The following is a 20,523-nucleotide window of genomic DNA, read 5'->3' as shown; positions in this document are numbered from 1 at the left end:
AAGCCCGCACCGAGGCCCACGGCCAAGTAGCACCTCCCGCATGGCAGAAGTCGTGCACAAACAAGCGTTGATCCAATTCACCACGAAAGGTTTGGCCATGTCAGGACTCTCAGGCAGAACAGCGATTGTCACAGGCGGAGTAACCAAGATCGGCCGGGGCGTTGTCGCAGCGCTCAGCGAGGCGGGGGCCAGGGTTGTCGTCGCCGATATCGATGCCAACGGGGGCGCCCACATCGACACCCTGGGCGAGGGCGTCAGCTTTTCGCACACTGACATCACGGACGACGCCGCAGTGTCCCGGCTGGTTGGTGACACCGCGGCCTTGCATGGCGGAATCGATATCCTCGTCAACCTTGCCTGCACCTACAGAGACGACGGCGCAGGATCCAAGCGCAGCGACTGGCTTGAAGCATTGAACGTCAATCTGGTCAGCGCGGTCATGGTGAGCGCGGCCGCACGCCCCTATCTGAAGGCCTCACAGCACGGTGCCATCATCAACTTCACCTCGATCTCGAGTTCTGTTGCCCAGACCGGGCGCTGGTTGTACCCCGCCAGTAAGGCTGCGCTCGTCCAGCTGACCCGAAGCATGGCCGTGGATTTCGCTGAAGACGGCATCCGGGTCAACTCTGTCAGCCCGGGCTGGGTGTGGAGCAACATCATGGATTCCCTTACGAACGGCGACCTCGAGAAGACGGATGCGGTGGCAGCACCCTTCCACATTCTGAAGAGGGTGGGCCGGCCTGAAGAGATCGGGGATGTCGTGGCATTCCTCGCCAGCGACAGGGCAAGCTTCGTTACGGGCGCGGATTGGGCCGTGGACGGTGGCTATTCCGCCCTTGGTCCCGAGCGCGCCGAAGAAACCATTCCATTGCTCGCTGCCGAAACGAGGTGAGGACAGGTGAACGACGTCAGGCTCGTCCAGCTGCCTTTCGCACAGATGGGCCTCCTGGGCTGTGGGCGAATCCATCCCAAACCAACCCCGAGGCCAATCCAACCAAGCGCCCCCCACGGATGCCGGGACAGCAAGAAGACAAGGACAACAACATGACACAGCGCCACATCACCATCGTCGGAGCCGGCCAGTCAGGCCTGCAGCTGGGAATCGGACTGCTGGACGCGGGATACCACGTGACCACGATCTCCAACCGCACCGCCGAGGAAATCTATGAAGGCAAAGTCTCGTCCAGCCAGTGCATCTTCCATGACGCGTTGGAAAACGAAAGGAAACTCGGGCTCGACTTCTGGCCGGAAGCGCCGACAGTCGACGGGATCTCCTTCACCATCCCGCATCCCGACGTCCCCGGGCAGAAGGCCATCAACTGGGCATCAGGGCTGGACAACCCCGCGCAATCCATCGACCAGCGGGTCAAATTTCCCAGGTTCATGGAGGAGTTTGTGGCTCGTGGAGGCGAGCTCATCTTCGAAGACGCCGGCGTTGAAGACCTCGAACGGTACACCCTGAACTCCGAGCTGGTGATCGTGGCCGCGGGAAAGGGCGAGATTGCCCAGCTTTTCGCCCGAGACGCCGCCCGCAGCTTCTACGATGCTCCGCAGCGCGCCCTGGCCCTGACCTACGTCAACGGGCTGGAACCCAGGCCCGAATTCTCAGCCGTGTCCTTCAACCTCATCCCGGGGGTCGGCGAATACTTCGCCTTCCCCGCGCTGACCAAGACAGGTCCCTGCGAAATCATGGTTTTTGAAGGGATCCCCGGAGGACCCATGGACTGCTGGAAGGGCCTGTCCGCCGAAGAACACCTGGAGACATCCAAGGACATCCTCAAGACGTTCCTGCCGTGGGAAGCTGCGCGTGCCGCAGACGTCGAATTGACCGACCCCAATGGTTTCCTGCAGGGCCGGTTCGCTCCCACCGTCCGCCACCCCATCGCAACGCTGCCCAGCGGCAGGCAGGTTCTTGGCCTGGCCGACGTCGTCGTCCTGAACGATCCCATCACCGGGCAGGGTTCCAACAACGCCAGCAAATGTGCCGCCTCGTACCTGCAGAGCATCACGGAGCACGAGGACGGAGCCTTCGGCGCGGAATTCATGCAGGCGACCTTTGAAAAGTACTGGAACTACGCCCAGCATGTTGCGCAGTGGACGAACGCCCTCCTTGCTCCCCCGCCGCCGCATGTCCTCCAGCTCCTCGGTGCAGCCGGGCAGTCCCCCGAAATCGCCAGCCGGTTCGCCAACGGCTTCAACAATCCGCCGGACTTCCAGGAATGGTTCATGTATCCGGACAAGGCTGCGGCCTATCTGGAAAGCGTGAACTCCGTCGCAACGCCCTGACCCTCCACTTCGTTCTCATCCCACCACGAAGGAATCCAAGATGCGAAAGATCGCAATAATCGGCGCCGGTGAATCCGGTGCACAGCTGGCCTTGGGCCTGCAGCGTGAGGGTTACGCAATCACCCTGGTCTCCGATCGCTCGGCAGCCCAGATCCGCACGGGCAAGGTCATGTCCAGCCAATGCATGTTTTCGACCGCCCTCGCTGCGGAAGCGCAGTTGAGCCCAGCGCTGACCGGGCTGTACGAGGGCGGGGCCGTACCCGGGATCAACGCACTGAGGCTGCATGTTGAGGGGGCTTCGGCCGACGATGCGATCGAATGGGAAGCTCCCCTGGTGGGTACGGCCCGCTCAATCGATCAGCGGATCAAGAGCGCTGCCTGGATCGAGGCTTTCGTGGCCGCCGGCGGTGACTTCCGGATAGAGAAGGCAACCCCGCGATTGCTGGAGGACCTCTCACGCGACTATGAGCTCGTCATCGTCAGCACCGGAAAGGGGGAAATCGGCCAGATTTTCCCGAAGGACAAGTCGAAGTCTCCCTTCGACCGGCCGCAACGGGTCCTTGCCCTTAATTACGTCTCGACCGGTTCCGCCGGCGTCGAACAGTCCGGGCAGCGCGGTGACAGTATCCGCATGTCCGTGGTGCCCGGAGTCGGGGAGTTCTTCACCTTTCCCGGGCTGACGGTATCCGGACCGTGCCAGATGATGGTCTTTGAAGGTGTTGTGGGCGGCCTGATGGACCGATGGGCCGACGTGGGTACGCCGGAGGAACAACTGCGGCGCTCACTGGAGATCCTGGACGAGTTCTTCCCCCATGAGTCGAAGAACTTTTCGGAAGCACGCCTAACGGATGATGGCGCAACCCTGCTGGGCCGGATCACTCCTACGGTTCGCTCCGCGGTTGGCGAGCTCGGGAACGGAGCGCCCGTGTTCGGGCTGGGAGACGCCGTCCTCCTCAACGACCCGCTCACCGGCCAAGGATCAAACAACGCCACACTGGCCGCCCGCTACTACCTCGAGTCCATCCTGCGCAGGGGCCAGCAGCCGTTCGACAGGGACTGGATGGAACGGACCTTCGATGAGTTCTGGCGCGGCTGGGGGCAGTGGGCCGTGGCCTGGACCAACGACATGCTCAAGCAGCGGAGGGACCATCAGCGGCTCGTGCTGGGCGAGGCCGCGGCGCACCCGGCACTTGCTTCCAGCATTGCCGAGGGCTTCGATGATCCCCGGACCTTCTACCCGTGGTGGTTCGACCCCGCGGCAGCAGCCGAGTTCGTCCAAGCCCGGAAGGAAGAAGATTCGGCGGCCTTCGACCTCAGGGACTTCAGGAGTGCCCTCGGGCAGTTTGCCACCGGCGTCACCGTGGTTACTACTGTCGGCGCCGACGGTCGGAAGGTCGGCATGACAGCCAACTCTTTCACCTCAGTTTCGATGGAACCTCCCCTGGTCCTATGGTGCCCCAGCAAGAAGACGCCGAGCCTTGCGGATTTCGAGGAATCCACCCATTTCGCCATCAATATCCTCGCCAGCGACCAACACGTGTTGTCACGGCAGTTCGCCACACCGTCGATCGACAAGTTCGCCGGCGCGGAAACCTCGGAAGGGATCGCCGGAGTTCCGCTGCTGGAGGGAGCAGTGGCCACATTCCAGTGCAGGACCGTGTCCCGCCATGACGCCGGCGACCACGTCATCTACGTCGGCGAGGTCGAGAAGTACGACAACGCCGGGGGCGCGCCCCTGGTGTTCCACAGCGGCAAGTACCACTCCACTGCCAGCCATCCGGACTTCTGAGGGAGAGGAGCGCTCCATGAACGCTTCCGCTGAAATTGCAATTATCGGTTCGGGGATCAACTCCCTGGTGGCTGCCGCGGAGTTGGCCCTCGCCGGGAAGGATGTCTGCCTCATCGAACGCCAGGACAGGCTCGGTGGCTTCATCGATTCGGCGGAGCGGACCCTTCCCGGGTTTGTCCACGACACCTTCTCGTCATGGCACCCCCTTTTCGTTTCGGGCGGGGCCTACGAAGTGTTGGGGCACGAGCTCCATGGCCGTGGCCTGGAGTACTGCAACACCGAGAATGCGGTGACGGCCAGCGTGGCCGCCGACCCTGGGTCCGGAACGCCCCGGGTCGCCATTGCCCATCGCGATCCCGCGCTCACGGCCTCCGCTCTGCAGACCCCGGGCGATGAGGCGGCGTACCTGGCCATGCTGGCAGATCTCGGCACGAACGCGGGCACCATCTTCGGGGCCTTCGGCGCCGAACTGCGGTCCCTCAGGGAGGTCCTGCGGATCGCCTTCAGCGCCATGAAGCGCGGAAAACTCAAAGGCACCGAAGCCTTCGTACGGGACTCCGTCATGAGCGGCCGCAACTACCTCAGAAGCCGCTTCGACGGCTGGGAAACCGACCAGCTCTGGTCACCCTGGCTGCTTCATGCAGGCCTTGGCCCCGACCAGTCGACCGGAGGCGTCATGCTGCCGGTCATGGCCTTGAGCATGCACACGTATGGGCTTCCCGTGGTGAAGGGCGGCGCGTCCAATTTCGTCCGGGCCTTTGAGTCTCTTTTGCGGGACAAAGGTGTCCGGATCCTGTTGGATACGGAGGCTGAGGAAATACTGGTCGACGCCAAGGGAGTCTCTGGCGTGAAGACGTCCCGCGGCGTGGTGCAGACGCGCACGGTCCTGGCCAACGTGTCCCCACAGGCCCTCTACGCGGGGTTGCTCCGAGAGCCACCGGCCGGATCAGCCGAAGCTGCGGCGCGCTACCAGAATGGCCGGGGTGCCATGCAGATCCACCTCGCACTGAACAAGCCCATGGCATGGCTGGATCCGCGCTTGGATGCCGTCCCCCTGGTACACCTGAGCAACGGCTCGAACAGCACGGGGATCGCGTGCGCGCAGGCCGAGGCAGGGCTGCTGCCCGCGGAGCCCACCGTCGTGGTGGGCCAGCAATGCGTCCTCGATCCGTCACGGGCGCCTGCCGGGCAGGCGACTCTCTGGCTGCAGTTGCAGGAAGTACCCTTTGAGCCGATCGGGGACGCCGCAGGGCAGATCAACGTCGACGACGGTTGGAGCCGGGAGCTCAAGGAACAGTTCATGGAACGCGTCCTGGCACGGATTGAAGAGTTCGCCCCCGGCACCCGGGATTCCGTGCTGGCGTGGGACATCCTTGCCCCATCGGATCTGGCAGCGGAGAACCCGAATGCCGTAAAAGGCGATCCCTATGGCGGATCCGCGGAACTCTTCCAGAACCTCCTCTGGCGCCCGTTCCCCCAGGCCGCCAACCACAGAACTCCGATCAAGGGGCTGTGGCACATCGGTGCGTCGACCCACCCCGGACCCGGCCTGTCCGGTGGATCGGGCCATCTCGTGGCCCACAAGCTGAAATGAACCCACCTCAATCCCCGACAGGAGAACTATGTCTGTTCTACATGGGCTGATTACAGCCCTGTCAGATGGCTCCGTGCAGGTCATCGACCTCACCACTCCACTCAGTGGTGATACGCCGATCCTGAACCTGCCCCAACCCCTCGCCAATACGGTTGGACTCTCGCTTACCCCGGTGAGCAATTTCGACGACGCCGGGCCCGCTTGGGCCTGGAACGACGTCACCGTGGGTGAGCACGCCGGGACGCATCTTGATGCTCCCGTTCATTGGATTACCGGGCGGGATGGAAAATCCGTGGACGAGATCGAGCCTTGGCGACTGGTCGGCCCCATCGTCGTCCTCGACAAAAGTGCCGAGGCCGCGCAGGACCCCGACTTCCTGCTGGAGCCCGAACACTTCGAAGAGTGGCAACGGGACCACGGGCAACTCCCCGAAAACTGCTGGGTGATTTTCAGGACCGGCTGGTCTGCCCGGGGCGGCAACGCTGCCGACTTCGTCAACGCCGACAAGAACGGGCCGCATACCCCGGGTGTTTCGGTTGAGGGAGCGAAGTGGATTGCCGATAACGACAGGATCAGCGGGTTCGGCGTCGAAACCGTCGGCGTCGACGCCGGCCAGGCTGCCGCCATGGACCCGATGTTTCCGGTGCACTCGTTCCTGCTCGGCGCAGACAAATATGGGCTCACCTCGCTGCGCAACATTGAGCGGCTCCCCGCCACCGGAGCGACAATCCTGGTGGCGCCCTTGCCGATTGTCGGTGGCACCGGCAGCCCCGCCCGCGTCTTCGCGTTGGTGGAGGGGGCATGAGCATGGAGGCACAAGTAGCCGGCCTCGTCGGCAGGACACTGGCCAGGCTCGGCGTCGGCCACGTCTTCGGTGTGGTCGGGAGTGGAAACTTCGACGTCACCAACGCCCTCATCAAGGAAGGAATTTCCTACACTGCCGCGAGGCACGAAGGAGGCGCCGCGACCATGGCCGATGCCTATTCCAGGATGTCGGGCAAGGTTGGTGTGGCGACGACTCATCAGGGTTGCGGGCTGAGCAATGCCATCACCGGCATCGGCGAAGCAGCCAAGAGCCGCACACCCCTCATCGTCCTGACCGCCGACACCCAGGGCGCGGCGGTCCGGTCCAACTTCAAAATCGACCAGGATACCCTCGTCCGCAGTGTGGGAGCCATTCCCGAACGGATCCATTCTGCGGAAACTGCTATCGCCGATACTGTCAGGGCATTCCGCACTGCGGTCAACGAGCGCCGGACCGTGGTCCTCAGCCTGCCCTTGGACGTGCAGGCCGCTTCGGCGCCGGACCTGGTCCACACCGTTTCGGTGCAGGAAGCTGCCCGGATCCGCCCTGAGTCAGCGTCCGTGGAGAAGCTTGCGGCCCTCATTTCCGAGGCCGAGCGCCCTGTGTTCGTCGCAGGACGGGGAGGACGGGGCGCCCGGGAAAACATCCTGGCGCTGGCCCGGCACGCTGGAGCGCTCGTTGCAACATCGGCGGTGGCCAGCGGACTGTTCAACGGCGACACGCACAACCTCGGGATTTCGGGAGGGTTCTCCTCGCCGCTGACCGCGGAACTTATCACGGACGCTGATCTCATCGTCGGGTGGGGCTGCACGCTGAACATGTGGACCATGCGTCACGGCAGGCTGATTTCCCCCGGCACAACCGTGGTGCAGGTCGACGTCGAGGACGCCTCGTTGGGTGCCAACAGGCCGATCTCCCTCGGCGTGCTGGGCGACTCCGCCCTCACCGCCGACGATGCCTTGGACGCCCTGCGCAAAATCCAAGCCGCACCGGCGGCAAAGTACCGCACGGAACAAGCCGCCCTCGACATCAAGCAGCGCGCCCGGTGGCGCGACGTGGAAACGCCGGACCTGTCCGCTGAGACGTCGATCGACCCGCGCGTGCTCAGCCGGGAACTCGATTCAATCCTCCCCGCCAACAGGATCGTCGCCGTCGATTCCGGCAACTTCATGGGCTACCCCAGCCAGTACCTGGCGGTTCCGGATGAGTTCGGATTCTGTTTCACGCAGGCTTTCCAGGCCATTGGCCTTGGACTGTACACCGCAATCGGCGCAGCCATTGCGCAACCGGACAGGCTGCCTGTCCTCGGGGCCGGCGACGGAGGGTTCCTCATGGGCATCAGTGAGCTGGAGACCGCCGTGCGGCTCAAACTGCCGCTGGTTTGCATCGTCTACAACGACGCCGCATACGGCGCAGAAGTCCACCATTTTGCCGAAAACCACGGCCCTGAGGACCTGGCAAGCGTGTCCTTCCCCGAGACTGATATCGCAGCGATTGCCCGCGGCTACGGTGCGGACGGGGTTACTGTCCGGACACTTGAGGACCTGGCGCCAGTGCGGGATTGGGTTTCGGTCCTGCGCGAAGGAAAGCAAGAGCGGCCCCTGGTGATCGACGCAAAGGTCGCCTCGGACGGCGGCGCGTGGTGGCTGGCAGAGGCCTTCCAAGGCCACTGACGCAGCCCCCGTAAATGCGGAAGGGTCCGGGACTCGCGAAAACGAGCCCCGGACCCTTCCGTTTCGGGCTCAGTTTGCTCCCACGATGGACATTGCATAGCGCCGCGCCTTGGGGCCCAGGAGCGCATGCATCTTTGCGAAAAGCTCCTGTGCGGCCAGGCCATGCCAGTTTGCGGGGAGGTATTCCTCGGGAAGGCCGGGATCCATGTAGGGCAGCCGGCGCCATTGGGTAACCATCGGAACGTAGTCCGCGAAGGCTTGCCTCAGGAGCTCAGTGGATTCCGGGTCGCCGGCTTCCAGCTGCTCCCACCGCTGCAGGATGGGTTGATGCCGTTCCACGAACTCCTGGTACAACGCTTCCAGCGACGGCAGGTCCCACCACTGGCCCACTTTCTCGCGGATGTGGCTTTCAGTGAGGTGGGTTGCCTTGAACAGGTCCACGTAGTCCATCAGTCCGGCGCGATCAAACTGCTGTTCCACCTCGCGTGCCAGATTTCCCGGAGCGATCCATAACCCGGGCGAGACCTGGCCGCAGCCGGCGCGGGTGAGGATGGTGCGCAGTTTGTGCCTGAGGTGTCGTTGGGACTCAGGTACCGAGAAGGATGCCAAAAGCCAAGCATCGCCCTTCTTGGCCCGGCGGGGGGCGAAGATGCGTTCATCACCGGCCGTAAAGATATCCTCGAGGTCCGGCGACAGCTTGTAGGCGGCCAGGCCATCGCGTTTCAAGCTGACCAGAACACCGCGTTTTTTCAGCCGCGACACCGAGGAACGCACGCCGGCGGATTCAACTCCCAGGTCGCCGAGCAGCTGGATCAGCTCGGCGACGGCGAAGGTGCCGTCCTGGTTGCGGGCGTACAGGCCATAGACAGTGACAATCAGGTGCTGATGGCGGGGCATCGGAGTGATGTCGGGAACGACATCGGCTGTGGCCATTCGGCGCCACCTCAGACTGTGGTTTTTCGGGTTTCCATGACAGTCCTAGGCTACATCGCGGACCGCGCGCAGCATCCGCGGCACTGCTTGGCGGTGCGATCCTCAGATATAGATCAGGCCTGCCCACGGCACGGTGACCGGCTTCGTACCACCGAACACCGATTTGAATTCTTCCTCGAGCAAGGCCCGCATGGACACTTCCCGCGAATCTTCCTTGGTTTCATCCGAGTATGAAGCGGACATCTTTGTCTCCTCGTGTCGAGCCCATGGACCGGGTCACGGGATGTGCCCGGCCGCAAGGTGGCCGGACTACAGTATATTGCGCTTCCATGACGCTCGTAAATAGTTCACGAGAAGGATTTCGAACAACCGCCGCGACGCTCAGCGGTCCTGAATGACAGCGATGCCCTGGATCTCGATCATGGCTTCCTTCTGCCACAGGCGGCTGATGCCGATTCCAGCCATGGCGGGATACTCCGACCCGGCCATTTCGCGCCAGATCCGCCCGATCTCCTTGCCGTTGGCCATGTAGTCATCCACGTCCGTCAGGTAGATGGTGACGCTCACCAGGTCTTCCGGCCGGCCTCCCGCCTCCGCGAGGGTGACCAGGACGTTCGAAAAGGCCTGCCGGAACTGATTCACAATGCCACCCGGCACGATCTGCATATCCGCATCCAGCGCGGTCTGGCCTCCCAGGTACACCACGTTCCCGGCAAGGATGCCGTGCGCGTAACCAGACGGCTTGGGCAGCGATGAGGGGTTGACGGTCTTCTTGGTCATGATGTTCCTCCTTGAAAGCGATATCCGGTCGCCTTGGCAAAAAGGCCCTTGTTGGGCTGTTCCCGCCGTGCTACCTTGAGGATATGTGACGATCGTAAAAAAGTCGACATATCCAAGCTTGGGAAGGGAAACCCGACTCGATCCCTGTGAGACGGACAGCCCTGATCCCCGAAATTGCAGGCAGCGCACGATCCGCGCAATCCCGTCGCTCCGCAACCTTCAAGGAGTAAAGACCATGACTGAATTGACCGAACCCACCACATACCGCACCGAAGGGGACAACTCGATCTACGCCGGTGCTGAGGGCAAGGTGGTTCCTGTTGTTACCCGGGCCGGGCAGGAAGACGGCAACACCGCCCAGTCAGGCGACTGCATCCGGGTCTCCGGCGTGTCCATCCAGCACACTCCCGCCACGAAGATCTGGTTCGGCCAGGTATCGAACGTTCCCGGCTACCGCTCGCTGCCGCATCACCACGGGGAAGCCGAGACCGGCGGCTACGTCCTTCGTGGCCGGGGCCGGATCTACTACGGCGAGAACTACTCCGAGTACAAGGACATGGAAGCCGGAGACTGGGTCTTCGTGCCGCCCTTCATGCCCCACGTCGAGGCAAACATGTCCGTCACCGAAGAACTCGTCTGGTTGACCGCCCGCGCACCGGAGAACATCGTCGTCAACCTCGACGACGTTCCGGACGGGACGCTCGCAGGCTACCGGCGGGCATAGCTCATGACTTCGCAAACGAGAACCAAAGAAGGAGTGGCCATGAGCATCTCGGCCCATGTGGACACCTTTACGCGGGACCACCTGCCGCCGGCTGCGAGCTGGCCGGCCCTCGAATTCACCCTCCCCGAACTTCAATATCCCGAACAGCTGAACGCAGCGTGCGTGCTGATCGACGACGCCGTCGCCACCCACGGTGCCGGGCGGCCGGCGCTGCGCACGCCCGACGGCGGGGTCTGGACATACGGTGACCTGCAGCTCCGCTCGGACCAGGCAGCCCAGGTGCTCACCGAAGATTTCGGTGTGGTTCCAGGCAACCGGGTCCTGCTGCGCGGTCCCAACAACCCCTGGCTCGTTGCAGCCTGGCTCGGCGTGCTGAAGGCCGGCGCCGTCGTCGTCACCACCATGCCGATGCTCCGGGCCGCCGAGATCCGCACCCTGATCGAGCTGACGAAGCCAGCCGTCGCAATCTCCGACCACCGGTTCGTGGAAGACCTGGTGGCTGCGGCCGGCGCGGGACTGGATGTCCTCCCCTACGGAGGATCCGGCATCGGTGACTTCGCCGCCCGTTGTGCCGCCAAGAGCGGCGAGTTCACCGCGGTGGACACCGCCGCCGACGACGTCGCACTGCTGGGTCCGACGTCGGGCACCACCGGGGTGCCCAAGGTGACGATGCACTTCCACCGGGACATCCTCGCCATCGCGGACACCTTCGCCCGCCACATCCTCCAGCCCACGGAGGACGACGTCTTCGCCGGTTCCCCGCCCCTGGCCTTCACCTTCGGGCTCGGCGGGCTGGTCATCTTCCCGCTCCGGTTCGGCGCCTCGGCACTGCTGACCGAGCGTGCGACCCCCGTCGAACTGGCGGAGTACGCCGCGGCTGCCGGTGCCACCATCCTCTTCACGGCTCCCACCGCGTACAGGGCCATCCTCAAGGCCGAACGCGGCGATCTGCTCAGCCGGCTGAGGGTCGCCGTCTCGGCCGGCGAACATCTGCCGAAGGAAACCTGGCAGGCCGTCTACGAGGCCACCGGCCTGCGCCTGGTCAACGGCATCGGCGCCACGGAGATGCTGCACGTGTTCATCTCCGCCGTCAGCGAGGACAGCCAGCCCGGCGCAACCGGAAAGGTCGTGCCGGGGTTCCGGGCCACCATTCTGGACGATGCCGGCTCCGAGCTGGGTGCCAACCAACCCGGAAGGCTCGCCGTCGTCGGCCCCACCGGCTGCCGGTACATGGACGATGACCGCCAAAGCAGGTACGTCTCCCAAGGCTGGAACATTACCGGCGACACGTTCATCCGGGACGAGGACGGCTACTTCACCTACCAGTCGCGCTCGGACGACATGATCGTCTCCTCCGGCTACAACATCGGCGCTCCCGAGGTGGAGGCAGCGATCAACCAACACCCCGACGTCGTGGAGAACGCGGTGGTGGGCAAGCCCGATCCCGAGCGCGGCAGCGTGGTCTGCGCCTTCATCGTCCTACGGGAAGCCGTCGAGGGCGGTGCGGCGAAGGTCAAGGAAATCCAGGACTTCGTCAAGCAGGCCATTGCCCCCTACAAGTACCCGCGCGAAATCCGCTTCGTCTCTGAACTGCCCCGCAACCCCAGCGGCAAGCTGCAGCACTTCAAGCTGCGGCAGAGCCTCGAAAGCACCAACGACCAGCTGGCCCATGCGGCAGCCCACCAAGCCTAGAAAGGATCCTCCCATGAAGATCGCAATTGTCGGAGGCGGCCCCGGGGGCCTGTACTTCGCGGCCCTGATGAAGCAGCTCGACCCGTCCCACGAGATCACCCTGTGGGAACGCAACGCCGCCACGGACACCTTCGGCTTCGGCGTCGTGTTCTCGGATGAAACCCTGGGCGGCATCGGCAACGCCGATCCCGTCGTCGCGGAGTACATGAGCCGCCGCTTCGCCCGCTGGTCAGACATCGACATCCACTTCCGCGGCGAAACGATCACCGTCGGCGGCCAGGGGTTCGCGGCAATGAGCCGCAAGGAACTGCTGGAACTGCTCCAGCGCCGCTGCATCGAACTGGACGTCGATGTCCGCTTCAGCACCATGGCACCGCCCATCGAAGAACTCGAAGCCGGCCACGACCTCGTCCTCGCCGCCGACGGCGTCAACTCACAGATCCGCGCCCGGTACGCCGACTCGTTCGGCCCCGACCTGGACCCGCGCACCAACAAGTACATGTGGCTGGGCACGGACCAGGTCTTCGAAGCCTTCAAGTTCTTCGTCAAGGAAACCGAATGGGGCGTGATGCAGATCCACGGCTACCCGTATTCGGATGAGGGCTCCACGTTCATCGTCGAGATGCACCAGGACGTGTGGCATGCGGCGGGCTTCGACGAAACCGCCAACGACGTCTTCCCTCCCGGCGTGTCCGATGAGAAGGCCATCTCCAAGATCCGTGAGATTTTCGCCGAGGAACTGGATGGTTACGAGGTCCTGTCCAACAACTCCAAATGGCTGAACTTCAACACCGTCCGCAACCAAAGCTGGCGGCACGGCAACGTGGTCCTGTTGGGCGACGCCGCCCACACCGCCCATTTCTCCATCGGTTCGGGCACCAAGCTGGCCATGGAAGACTCCCTGGCCCTGGCCGCCTGCCTGCACGAGCACCCGGATGTCGAGTCCGCGCTGGCCGCCTATGAGGCCGAACGCCGGCCCGTGGTCGCGTCCACCCAGCGCGCTGCCCAGGCCTCGCTGGAATGGTTTGAACGCATCAACCAGTACAAGGACCAGGACCCCACGCAGTTCGCGTTCAACCTGCTCACCCGCAGCCGCCGCATCACCCAGGAAAACCTGCGCCTGCGCGACCCCGAATTCGCCGACGCCGTGGACCGCCAGTTCGCCGAATCCCAGGGCCTCACCGAGGTGGCGCCGGCGATGTTCCAGCCGTTCCGCATCGGCGGGCTGGAGCTGAAGAACCGCATCATCGTCTCGCCGATGGACATGTACTCCGCCGTTGACGGCATTCCCGGCGACTTCCACAAGGTCCACTTGGGCTCCAAGGCCCTCGGCGGGGCCGGCCTGGTCATGACCGAAATGGTCTGCGTCTCCGAAACGGGCCGCATCACCCCCGGCTGCACCGGCCTCTACACCGACACCCAACGCGACAGCTGGAAGGAAATCGTGGACTTCGTCCACGCCCGTTCCACCGCCAAAATCGGCGCGCAGCTGGGCCACTCCGGCCGCAAGGGCTCCACCAAGCTCATGTGGGAAGGCATCGACCAGCCCCTCGCATCGGGCAACTGGGCCACTGTTGGCCCGTCCGCCCTGCCGTATGGTCCGGACAACCAGACTCCGGCGGAGCTGGACCGCGCCGGCATGGACGCCATCAAGGCTGAGTTCGTGGCTTCCACGGTCCGTGCGGAGCAGGCCGGCTTCGACCTCCTCGAAATCCACGCCGCCCACGGCTACCTGCTGTCCTCCTTCCTCTCGCCGGCCGCCAACCAGCGGACCGACGACTACGGCGGCAGCGTGGAGAACCGGCTGCGGTTCCCCCTGGAAGTGTTCGACGCCGTTCGCGCGGCCTGGCCTGCCGGCAAGCCTGTGACGGTGCGCATCTCCGCGACCGACTGGATCGAAGGCGGGAACACCGCCGACGATTCCGTTGAAATTGCCCGTGCCTTCGTTGCCCACGGCGCCGCCGGCATCGACGTCTCCACCGGCCAGGTGGCCAAGGAAGAGAAGCCCGCTTTCGGCCGCAGCTACCAGACGCCGTTCGCGGACCGCATCCGCCAGGAGGTGGCCGCTCCGGCAGGCGTGGCCGTGATCGCCGTCGGCGCCATCTCCAGCTACGACGATGTGAACTCGATCCTCCTCGCCGGACGCGCGGACCTCATCGCCTTGGGCCGCACGCACCTCTACGACCCCCAATGGACCCTGCATGCTGCGGCAGAGCAGGAGTACCACGGCCCCGGCGCCCAGTGGGTCCCGCAGTTCCGCGCCGGCCGCCGCAAGCCGCCGAGCTCGCGCACCGACGCCGTCCGTCCGCGCCTGTCCCTCCTCAAGGAAGCCGACGCCGAGACGGCCAACAACCATCTGCGCTGGACGCCGGCCTCCAACACCCTGGAACTTGAGATCGCATGAAACTGGCCACCTTACGCACTGACAGCCAAGGCACGACGGCGGCGCTCGCTTTGGGCGGCGACCGTTACCTGCCGCTGCCTGCCGCCGACGTCGGAGCCCTCCTCGCCGTCGACGGCTGGCGGGCGCTGGTACAGGAAACCGCGGCGGCCGACGCCGCGGCGCCGGAGTCCGCCGTCGTCACGGTCCCGCCGGACCGCCTAGCGCCGCTCCTGCCCGGGGCCGGAAAAGTGATCTGCTGCGGCCTGAACTACGGTGACCACATCCAGGAGATGGGCCGTGAACTGCCCGCCTACCCCACGCTGTTCGCGAAGTACGCTGACACCCTCACCGGACCGGCGGACACCATCCAGGTCCACGGCAGCGAGCGGGTCGACTGGGAAGCCGAACTCGCCGTCGTCGTCGGTGCGGAACTGTTCCGCGCCGACGAGGACGCCGCCCGGGAGGCGATCGCCGGATACACCATTGCCAACGATCTCTCCATGCGGGACTGGCAGAACCGGACGTTGCAATGGTTCCAGGGCAAGGCGTTCGACGCGACCACCCCGCTGGGGCCGGTCATGCTCACGGCCGATGAGGCCGACGGCGGATTCGAGGTCCGGGGGTACGTCAACGGAGAACCCGTGCAGCGCGGCAACACCGCCACCCTGGTGTTCGGCCCGGCACGGCTGCTCTCCTACATCTCGCAGTTCACCGTGCTGCGTCCGGGCGACCTTGTGCTCACCGGCACGCCCGGCGGAGTGGGCATGGGCATGGTCCCGCCGCGCTTCCTGCAGGACGGCGACGTCGTCACCACCGAAATCGACGGCATCGGCCGGCTTGAAAACCTCGTTCGAATCAACACCAAGGAGTAGGACCATGAGCGAAACCATCACCGATTACCGCCTCGAGGGCGACAATTCCATCTACGCGCAGCCCGACGGCAAAGTCATCCCCGTTGTCACGCGCGCCGGCGAAGAAGACACCAACACCGCCCAGTCCGGCGACTGCGTGCGGGTCTCCGGAGTCAGCATCCAGCACACCCCTGCTACGAAGATCTGGTTCGGCCAGGTCTCCAACGTTCCCGGCTACCGTTCGCTGCCGCACCACCACGGCGAAGCGGAAACCGGCGGCTACGTGCTCCGCGGGCACGGCCGCATCTACTTCGGCGAAGACTACTCTGAGTTCCTGGACATGAAGGCCGGGGATTGGGTCTTCGTCCCGCCGTTCATGCCCCATGTGGAGGCCAATATGTCCGTCACGGAGGAGCTGGTCTGGCTGACCGCCCGCACGCCGGAGAACCTCGTGGTCAACCTCCCCGACGTCGCCGACGACACCCTCGCCGGCTTCCGCAGGGCCTGAGCAGATGACCACCGGAACCCTGACCTCCGAGACCTTCCTCAACGCCGTCGAGCTGACCGCGGTCCCTGCGCAGGTCCACGACGAAGCCTACGAGGCCACCACGCAGTACGTCCCGTGGCCCAAGGCCTACGGCGGCGACATGGTAGCCCAGGCCGCGGCGGCCATGATGCGCTCCGTGGACGCGGACCGTTCCCTGCATTCCATGCACAGCTACTTCATGCGCCCGGTCGATATCGGATCCCGCGTCCGCTACGAGGTGGAACGGCTGCGCGACGGCCGCGGCTACTCCACCCGCAGCGTCCGCGGCTACCAGAACGGCAAGGCCGTCTACACCGCAATGGGCTCCTTCCAGGTTCCCGAAGACGGCCCGGACTTCCAGCCGGAGGCGCCTGCCGCCGTCGGGCGCGAATCCGCCGTCGACCCCGATTCACTGCGGAGCGCCGCGGAGGTGCTGCAGGGAATCGACAGCCCGGCCGCCCGGTACTGGTCCTCGGGCCGGAGCTTCGACATGCGCCACATTCCCGGACCGGTGTACGTGGAGCTGGAGGGCGGGGCCGTTCCGCAGCAGGCCATCTGGGTGAAGGCTTTCGACCGGCTGCCGGACCTGGCCGATGCGCATGCCACGGCCGATCTGCACCGCGCGGCCCTGGCCTACGTCTGCGACTACACCATCCTGGAGCCCCTGCTCCGGGTCAACGGACTGCACTGGTCCAGTCCCGGCCTCACAACGGCGAGCCTGGACCATTCCATGTGGTTCCACCGGGACGGCCGCGCGGACGACTGGGTGCTGTATGCCCAGGAGGCGGTGTCCGGCCAAAGCAACCGGGGCCTGGCCCTGGGCCGCTTCTTCGACAGGCAAGGACGCCTGCTCGCAACGGTTGCCCAGGAGGGCATGATCCGCGCCTGATCCGCTCATACTTAGTACTGAAAGGAACGGCCATGACAATGACGACATCGGCCCACAAGGACAGCTTCACCCGTGACCACCTGCCGCCCGCCGGAAGCTGGCCAACTCTTGAATTCACCCTGCCGGAGCTCCAGTACCCGGCGAAACTGAACGCCGCGGCCGCCCTCATCGACGACGCCGTTGCCACCCACGGTGCCGGGCGGCCGGCCCTGCGCACTCCCGACGGCGGGGTCTGGAGCTACGGTGACCTGCAGCTTCGTTCGAATCAGGTGGCCCAGGTGCTCACCGAAGATTTCGGTGTGGTTCCAGGCAATCGGGTCCTGCTGCGCGGACCGAACAACCCCTGGCTCGTCGCGGCCTGGCTCGGCGTGCTCAAGGCGGGGGCCGTCGTCGTGACCACCATGCCGATGCTGCGCTCCGGGGAGATCGCCACCTTGATCGGACTGACGAAACCCGTGCTCGCGGTCTCCGATCACCGTTTCCTCGGTGAGCTGGCCGCCGCGGCGGGCGACGAGGTCGCGGTCCTTTCCTACGGATCGGACGACGACGGCGACCTCGCCGCCCGTTGTGCCGCCAAGAGCGGCGAGTTCACCGCGGTGGACACCGCCGCCGACGACGTCGCACTGCTGGGTCCGACGTCGGGCACCACCGGGGTGCCCAAGGTGACGATGCACTTCCACCGGGACATCCTCGCCATCGCGGATACTTTCGCCCGCCACATCCTCCGGCCCACGGAGGATGACGTCTTCGCCGGGTCCCCGCCGCTGGCCTTCACCTTCGGGCTCGGCGGACTGGTCATCTTCCCGCTCCGGTTCGGCGCCTCGGCACTGCTGACCGAGCGCGCCACCCCGGCGGAGCTGGCTGAGCACTCGGCCGCAGCAGGGGCCACCATCCTCTTCACCGCCCCTACCGCCTACCGGGCCATCCTCAAGGAAAGCAAAGGCGTCCTCCTCCAGGGCCTGCGCCTGGCGGTCTCGGCCGGCGAGCACCTGTCCAAGGAGACCTGGGAAGCGGTCCGCGACGCCACCGGCCTGCGCCTGGTCAACGGCATCGGCGCCACGGAGATGCTGCACGTCTTCATTTCCGCCGCGGGCGACGACATCCGGCCGGGCACCACGGGCAAAGCCGTCCCCGGCTACCGGGCGGCCATCCTCGACGAGGACGGCAAGGAACTGGGCCCGAACGAACCGGGCCGCCTCGCCGTCGCCGGTCCCACCGGCTGCCGTTACCTCGACGATCCGCGCCAGGCGAACTACGTGGTGAACGGCTGGAACGTCACGGGCGACATCTTCACCCGGGACGACGACGGCTACTTTAGCTACCAGGCCCGTTCGGACAGCATGATCGTCTCCTCCGGCTACAACATCGGCGCCCCCGAGGTGGAGGCGGCAATCGACCAGCACCCGGACGTCATCGAAAACGCCGTCATCGGCGTCCCGGACGAGGCCCGTGGCGCGGTGGTCTGCGCCTTCATCGTCCTGCGCCCCGGCGTCCCCGCCGGCCACGCGAAGGTCCAAGAAATCCAGGACTTCGTCAAACGGACCATCGCCCCGTACAAATACCCGCGCGAAATCCGCTTCGTGGACGAACTCCCCCGCAACCCGAGCGGCAAACTGCAGCACTTCAAGCTGCGCGAGCGCTTCGATAACGACGATCCCCGCAAACTTGCAGGCGCCGGCCTCGGCCAGCCCTGAGAGCACCACGAAGACTCCCCGTCGCGTTTCGAACGCGGCGGGGAATTCTTTTTCCCCACCGTCCCACTTGACGGCCCCACATCTTCCAATATCCTATAGGAAACATGTTTTGCGCACTCGACGATGAGGAAATCTGATGACCCGGCTCTGGAACGACCCCGCTTCATTCGCTGACGACGTGGTGGACGGCTTCGTCCGCGCCAACGGGCGCTGGGTCCGCCGCGTCCCCGGCGGCGTCTCCCGCTCCACGCGCTCCGCCGAGCCCGAGGTGGCGGTCGTGATCGGCGGCGGCTCGGGCCACTATCCTGCGTTCGGCGGCCTCGTCGGACCCGGCCTCGCCCACGGCGCCGCGATGGGCCAGCTCTTCGCCTCGCCCTCGGCACAGCAGGTGGAATCGGTGGTCCGCGCCAGCGAACAAGGCCGCGGCGTCCTCCTCACCTTCGGCAACTACGCCGGCGACGTGCTGCATTTCGGCGCCGCCCAGGAGGCCGTACGCAAGGACGGCATCGACTGCCGCACGGTCCTCGTCACCGACGACATCTTCAGCGCCCCGCCCGCCGAACAGCACCGGCGCCGCGGGATCGCCGGCGACCTCACCGTCTTCAAGACCGCCGGTGCCGCCGCCGCGGCAGGGTACGGGATCGACGACGTCGAACGGGTCGCCCGGGCAGCAAACGCCCGCACCCGCACCATGGGCGTCGCCTTTTCGGGCTGCACCCTGCCCGGCGCCGACGCCCCGCTCTTCACCGTGCCGGAAGGCCGGATGGCCATCGGCCTCGGCATCCACGGCGAACCCGGCATCGAACTGACGGACATCCCCAGCGCCGACGGCCTGGCCGAATTGTTCATCCGGCACCTCCTCGGCGGCGCGGAACTCCCCGAGGGCGTCCAGGCCCGCGGCGCCCGCGTAGTTCCGGTGCTCAACGGGCTCGGCTCGGTCAAGAGCGAGGAACTGTTCGTGGTCTTCTCCCGCGTGGCCGGGCTCCTGGAGGAGGCGGGCGTGGAGATCGTGGACCCGCAGGTAGGCGAATTCTGCACCAGTTTCGACATGGCCGGGGTGTCGCTCACCCTCCTCTGGCTCGACGAGGAACTGGAACGCCTCTGGCTCGCTCCCGCGGACACGCCCGCGTTCCGGACCGGAGCCGTGGACGCCGCTTCCCTCCAGGCAGTCGCGGACGACGACGGCGCGCTGCCAGCTGACGATGGCACCCTCCCCGAATCCGGCGAAGACTCCCGGCGCGCAGCCGCCCGCATCGCGGCCGTCCTGGAGGTGATGCGCGCGGCCATCGACGAGGCGGCCGAGGAGCTCGGCCGGATCGACGCGATCGCCGGCGACGGCGACCACGGCATCGGCATGCAGCGCGGCACCGCCGCGGCGGCCGCCCTCGCGTCCGCCCTGGCCGCCCGCGGCGCCGGCGCCCAAACCCTGCTGGAGCGCGCCGGCAACGAGTGGTCCAACCGCGCCGGAGGCACCTCGGGCGCCATCTGGGGCCTCATCCTGCGGACACTCGGCGAACACCTCGGCGACGAGGAGCAGGCCACCCCCGGGCGGATCTCCGGCGGTGTCACCGCCGCGAAGGACGCCGTGATGGCCTACGGCAAGGCGTCCGTGGGGGACAAGACCCTGGTGGATGCCCTGGTGCCCTTCGCCGACACCCTGGCGGCCCGCGTGGCCGCCGGCGGGAATCTCGCGGAAGCCTGGCTGGCCGCCGCAGACGCCGCAACGGCCGCCGCCGAAGCAACCGCAAAGCTGCTGCCCGGCATGGGCCGCGCCCGCACCCACGGCGAAAAATCGCTCGGCGTCCCGGACCCCGGCGCGGTCTCCCTCGCCCTCATCGCCCGTCGCGTGCACACAGTAATCGACACCGCAGCCGCCACCGCGGCCGCCACGGCCTGACCGCCGC

The 20,523-nt window shown here is 65.8% G+C and carries 17 protein-coding genes; 14 read left to right on the top strand and 3 right to left on the bottom strand.

What is annotated here, in order from left to right; translation table 11 throughout:
* Positions 1–97: 97 nt before the first annotated feature.
* The 6 genes from DWV11_RS01315 (at position 98) to DWV11_RS01290 (ending at position 8,147) form a co-directional block, all read left to right on the top strand.
* Positions 98–892, top strand: coding sequence for an SDR family oxidoreductase (locus DWV11_RS01315; RefSeq protein WP_115787102.1), 795 nt, complete (start codon positions 98–100; stop codon positions 890–892).
* A 152-nt stretch (positions 893–1,044) separates the two neighbouring features.
* Positions 1,045–2,286: a styrene monooxygenase/indole monooxygenase family protein gene (locus DWV11_RS01310; RefSeq protein WP_115787117.1), complete on the top strand. Its 1,242-nt coding sequence runs from the start codon at positions 1,045–1,047 to the stop codon at positions 2,284–2,286.
* 40 nt (positions 2,287–2,326) lie between these two features.
* Positions 2,327–4,075 carry a flavin reductase gene (locus DWV11_RS01305; RefSeq protein WP_115787101.1) on the top strand — a complete coding sequence of 583 codons (1,749 nt, stop codon included), beginning with the start codon at positions 2,327–2,329 and terminating at the stop codon, positions 4,073–4,075.
* Positions 4,076–4,091: 16 nt separating this feature from the next.
* Complete coding sequence (locus DWV11_RS01300; protein WP_115787100.1) at positions 4,092–5,669, top strand: phytoene desaturase family protein; 1,578 nt, start codon at positions 4,092–4,094, stop codon at positions 5,667–5,669.
* Positions 5,670–5,697: 28 nt separating this feature from the next.
* Positions 5,698–6,474: a cyclase family protein gene (locus DWV11_RS01295; RefSeq protein ID WP_115787099.1), complete on the top strand. Its 777-nt coding sequence runs from the start codon at positions 5,698–5,700 to the stop codon at positions 6,472–6,474.
* A gap of 2 nt (positions 6,475–6,476) precedes the next feature.
* Positions 6,477–8,147, top strand: coding sequence for a thiamine pyrophosphate-binding protein (locus DWV11_RS01290; protein ID WP_425452033.1), 1,671 nt, complete (start codon positions 6,477–6,479; stop codon positions 8,145–8,147).
* Between the two features lie 69 nt (positions 8,148–8,216).
* Here DWV11_RS01290 and DWV11_RS01285 read toward each other — a convergent pair whose 3' ends face one another.
* The 3 genes from DWV11_RS01285 to DWV11_RS01280 form a co-directional block, all read right to left on the bottom strand.
* Complete coding sequence (locus tag DWV11_RS01285; RefSeq protein ID WP_115787097.1) at positions 8,217–9,080, bottom strand: PaaX family transcriptional regulator; 864 nt, start codon at positions 9,078–9,080, stop codon at positions 8,217–8,219.
* Between the two features lie 102 nt (positions 9,081–9,182).
* Positions 9,183–9,323 (bottom strand): hypothetical protein, encoded by a 141-nt coding sequence (locus DWV11_RS19995; protein ID WP_168404503.1) that lies wholly within the window; start codon positions 9,321–9,323, stop codon positions 9,183–9,185.
* A 138-nt stretch (positions 9,324–9,461) separates the two neighbouring features.
* The gene (locus DWV11_RS01280; protein WP_115787096.1) at positions 9,462–9,860 is read right to left on the bottom strand and encodes a RidA family protein; all 399 of its coding nucleotides are present in this window, start codon (positions 9,858–9,860) and stop codon (positions 9,462–9,464) included.
* Between the two features lie 235 nt (positions 9,861–10,095).
* On the opposite strand from DWV11_RS01280, the gene DWV11_RS01275 reads away from it, so the two are divergent.
* The 8 genes from DWV11_RS01275 (at position 10,096) to DWV11_RS01240 (ending at position 20,516) form a co-directional block, all read left to right on the top strand.
* Positions 10,096–10,584, top strand: coding sequence for a cupin domain-containing protein (locus DWV11_RS01275; protein WP_115787095.1), 489 nt, complete (start codon positions 10,096–10,098; stop codon positions 10,582–10,584).
* 33 nt (positions 10,585–10,617) lie between these two features.
* Positions 10,618–12,276 carry an AMP-binding protein gene (locus DWV11_RS01270; protein WP_115787094.1) on the top strand — a complete coding sequence of 553 codons (1,659 nt, stop codon included), beginning with the start codon at positions 10,618–10,620 and terminating at the stop codon, positions 12,274–12,276.
* 13 nt (positions 12,277–12,289) lie between these two features.
* Complete coding sequence (locus DWV11_RS01265; protein ID WP_115787093.1) at positions 12,290–14,680, top strand: bifunctional salicylyl-CoA 5-hydroxylase/oxidoreductase; 2,391 nt, start codon at positions 12,290–12,292, stop codon at positions 14,678–14,680.
* Positions 14,677–15,531, top strand: coding sequence for a fumarylacetoacetate hydrolase family protein (locus DWV11_RS01260; RefSeq protein WP_115787092.1), 855 nt, complete (start codon positions 14,677–14,679; stop codon positions 15,529–15,531). The genes DWV11_RS01265 and DWV11_RS01260 overlap by 4 nt, the downstream gene beginning before the upstream one ends.
* 4 nt (positions 15,532–15,535) lie before the next feature.
* Positions 15,536–16,018 carry a cupin domain-containing protein gene (locus DWV11_RS01255; RefSeq protein WP_115787091.1) on the top strand — a complete coding sequence of 161 codons (483 nt, stop codon included), beginning with the start codon at positions 15,536–15,538 and terminating at the stop codon, positions 16,016–16,018.
* A gap of 4 nt (positions 16,019–16,022) precedes the next feature.
* A complete protein-coding gene (locus DWV11_RS01250) occupies positions 16,023–16,925 on the top strand; it encodes an acyl-CoA thioesterase (protein WP_115787090.1) in 903 nt (300 codons plus the stop codon).
* Between the two features lie 32 nt (positions 16,926–16,957).
* Positions 16,958–18,619 (top strand): AMP-binding protein, encoded by a 1,662-nt coding sequence (locus DWV11_RS01245; protein ID WP_115787089.1) that lies wholly within the window; start codon positions 16,958–16,960, stop codon positions 18,617–18,619.
* Positions 18,620–18,755: 136 nt separating this feature from the next.
* Positions 18,756–20,516: a dihydroxyacetone kinase family protein gene (locus DWV11_RS01240; protein ID WP_115787088.1), complete on the top strand. Its 1,761-nt coding sequence runs from the start codon at positions 18,756–18,758 to the stop codon at positions 20,514–20,516.
* Positions 20,517–20,523 lie beyond the last annotated feature (7 nt).

It is taken from the genome of Arthrobacter silvisoli, assembly GCF_003369445.1.
Taxonomy (GTDB): Bacteria; Actinomycetota; Actinomycetes; order Actinomycetales; family Micrococcaceae; genus Arthrobacter; species Arthrobacter silvisoli.
The sequence above is the reverse complement of the archived record's forward strand: the minus strand, read 5'-3'. Positions and strand labels throughout refer to the sequence as shown.

Bases quoted from the DNA above. Each gene is read 5' to 3' on its own strand.
- DWV11_RS01285 (WP_115787097.1), bottom strand. From the start codon at position 9,080: ATGGCCACAGCCGATGTCGTTCCCGACATCACTCCGATGCCCCGCCAT.
- DWV11_RS01245 (WP_115787089.1), top strand. From the start codon at position 16,958: ATGACAATGACGACATCGGCCCACAAGGACAGCTTCACCCGTGACCAC.
- DWV11_RS01255 (WP_115787091.1), top strand. From the start codon at position 15,536: ATGAGCGAAACCATCACCGATTACCGCCTCGAGGGCGACAATTCCATC.
- DWV11_RS01250 (WP_115787090.1), top strand. From the start codon at position 16,023: ATGACCACCGGAACCCTGACCTCCGAGACCTTCCTCAACGCCGTCGAG.
- DWV11_RS01260 (WP_115787092.1), top strand. From the start codon at position 14,677: ATGAAACTGGCCACCTTACGCACTGACAGCCAAGGCACGACGGCGGCG.
- DWV11_RS19995 (WP_168404503.1), bottom strand. From the start codon at position 9,323: ATGTCCGCTTCATACTCGGATGAAACCAAGGAAGATTCGCGGGAAGTG.
- DWV11_RS01290 (WP_425452033.1), top strand. From the start codon at position 6,477: ATGGAGGCACAAGTAGCCGGCCTCGTCGGCAGGACACTGGCCAGGCTC.
- DWV11_RS01240 (WP_115787088.1), top strand. From the start codon at position 18,756: ATGACCCGGCTCTGGAACGACCCCGCTTCATTCGCTGACGACGTGGTG.
- DWV11_RS01275 (WP_115787095.1), top strand. From the start codon at position 10,096: ATGACTGAATTGACCGAACCCACCACATACCGCACCGAAGGGGACAAC.
- DWV11_RS01300 (WP_115787100.1), top strand. From the start codon at position 4,092: ATGAACGCTTCCGCTGAAATTGCAATTATCGGTTCGGGGATCAACTCC.
- DWV11_RS01280 (WP_115787096.1), bottom strand. From the start codon at position 9,860: ATGACCAAGAAGACCGTCAACCCCTCATCGCTGCCCAAGCCGTCTGGT.
- DWV11_RS01295 (WP_115787099.1), top strand. From the start codon at position 5,698: ATGTCTGTTCTACATGGGCTGATTACAGCCCTGTCAGATGGCTCCGTG.
- DWV11_RS01310 (WP_115787117.1), top strand. From the start codon at position 1,045: ATGACACAGCGCCACATCACCATCGTCGGAGCCGGCCAGTCAGGCCTG.
- DWV11_RS01315 (WP_115787102.1), top strand. From the start codon at position 98: ATGTCAGGACTCTCAGGCAGAACAGCGATTGTCACAGGCGGAGTAACC.
- DWV11_RS01305 (WP_115787101.1), top strand. From the start codon at position 2,327: ATGCGAAAGATCGCAATAATCGGCGCCGGTGAATCCGGTGCACAGCTG.
- DWV11_RS01265 (WP_115787093.1), top strand. From the start codon at position 12,290: ATGAAGATCGCAATTGTCGGAGGCGGCCCCGGGGGCCTGTACTTCGCG.